The organism is Syntrophomonas sp. UBA5494 (assembly GCF_002426325.1).
Genome location: NZ_DIPG01000019.1, coordinates 20,068 through 22,224 on the forward strand (window position 1 = coordinate 20,068; position 2,157 = coordinate 22,224).

Genomic DNA, 2,157 nt, shown 5'->3' on the forward strand with positions numbered 1-2,157 from the left:
TATGCCGCCGCCAGTTTTACGGCGGCTCAACCTCAGCTTGAATTGGTGCAGCTAAATTCCTTTGGCTGCGGTCTGGACGCCATTACCAGCGATCAGGTTCAAGAAATTTTGAAGGCCCGGGGTAAAACTTACACCCTGTTGAAAATCGATGAAGGGGCTAATCTGGGAGCTGCCAAAATAAGGCTGCGCTCTCTTCAGGCAGCCATCGCAGGCAGGGAAAAAAGGAGCCCGGAAAGGGAGACTAAATCTTATACTCAACAGCGGGTGGTATTCACCCCGGCCATGAAGCAGGAACATACTATACTGTGCCCGCAGATGTCGCCCATCCATTTTGAACTGTTAGAAGCAGTCTTAAGCAGCGAAGGATACCATCTGGAGCTGCTCCCTGAAGTAGACAAATCGGCTATCGATGAAGGTCTCAAATATGTTAACAATGACGCCTGTTATCCGGCCGTCATTGTTATCGGCCAGCTGCTGCAAGCCCTGCAATCCGGCCGCTATGACCTTAATAATACCTCGGTGGCCATCAGCCAGACCGGGGGAGGCTGCAGAGCTACCAATTACATCGGACTCTTGCGCAAAGCCCTTAAAGAGGCCGGATTCCATAATATACCGGTGCTGTCGGTCAATCATTATGGCGCCGAGAAGAACCCGGGATTTAAAATTTCGCCGGGCCTCATTAAAAAGGCCATAAATGCAGTAATATATGGCGACATGCTGATGAGGGTACTGCACCGGGTTCGTCCTTATGAAATGATCCCGGGATCAGCCGATATGTTATATCAGCGCTGGGTAAAGCGCTGCCAGGCTCAGCTCATATCCGGTGAGAAATTGGAATTCAGGGCCAATCTGAGAGGGATTGTCGAGGAATTTGACCGACTGGAAATCTCTTCCCTGCCCAAACCCCGGATCGGCATCGTCGGAGAAATCCTGGTTAAGTATCACCCCGCCGCCAACAACAATATCGTGAAAATATTGGAACATGCAGGGGCCGAGGTGATCGTGCCTGACCTCCTGGATTTCTTCCTCTACTGTGCATATGACTATCTTTACAATTATCGCTATCTCTATGGGAAAAAACGTTATCTCCTGGCTGGAAAATACCTGATTCATTACCTGGAAAAGAAGCGGTCATTCATGAAGTCTCTTTTACAAAACAGCCAACGTTTCACATCCCCCAGCTCCATCTATCACAAAGCCGATCTGGCCAGTCAGGTCATGTCATTGGGGCATCATTGCGGCGAAGGCTGGTTCTTAACCGCTGAGATGATCGATATGATAGTCAGCGGAATACCCAATATTGTCTGTGTGCAGCCCTTCGGCTGTTTGCCCAACCATGTCACCGGCAAGGGTATGATGAAAGAAATAAAACGTAATTATCCGCATGCAAATATTACCGCTCTAGACTATGACCCCGGCGCCAGCGAGGTTAATCAGTTAAACCGGCTTAAACTTATGCTGTCGGTGGCTTTCGCCGACCTCCACAAAGCCAATGCCCGTCAGCCCCATCAGACCACGGAGCAGGATTCCAACTCTACTTATCGCTTCCTCAACGATAATCTTCCCGGATAAATTCAGTCGTCACCCCATTCTGGAGCAAGTTGTTATATAAGCCAATTATGGAATGGATTCACGTTAATGGGAATGAAAAATAAACCCACCAGAGGATGATTCCTAATCTGGCGGGCTGCAAAAATATATGAAAAGGAGTTAGGGGGGAATAAAACTTTACGCTGATATTTATATGCAATTGTCGTGCCATCTTGTGTGGCAAAGGTGGCAAAAAATTACCCACCGTTTAACCGGCGGGCCAAGAATTATTGAAGAGGAGTTTAAGAAAGGCTAATTAATTGCCAAAGCGAAGCCTTTGGCTTACAAAAGTACACATTCCTTTTGATTTGATCCATTTACGGTAGTTGTCTTGTCCAAGACAGGTAATGACAACCAATTCCTGCTGTTGTTTAACAGCTACTATGGAAATACCCTGGTGTTTCATTTCGACGCAGTTGTCCAGATCGTTGGGCTTGAAAGCTATGAGTCTGCCCTTTTGAGCTATATGCTTTAATTTACTTATTATCTCCTTATCTGTAGAAGAATAATCAAAAAGCCTCTCTCTATATCTTTTTATGGCATGTTTGGTTACCTTGATTAACATTA

General features: G+C 46.7%; 1 protein-coding gene and 1 pseudogene. One reads left to right on the plus strand and one right to left on the minus strand.

Going from position 1 to position 2,157, the window contains the following annotated elements; translation table 11 throughout:
- Nucleotides 1-1,572: pseudogene (locus B3W37_RS02300) on the plus strand (2-hydroxyglutaryl-CoA dehydratase); the annotation flags it as partial.
- Between the two features lie 274 nt (nucleotides 1,573-1,846).
- Here B3W37_RS02300 and B3W37_RS02305 read toward each other — a convergent pair.
- Nucleotides 1,847-2,157, minus strand: a 311-nt coding sequence (locus B3W37_RS02305) for a hypothetical protein (RefSeq protein WP_481042584.1), incomplete at its 5' end; no start/stop codon positions are given.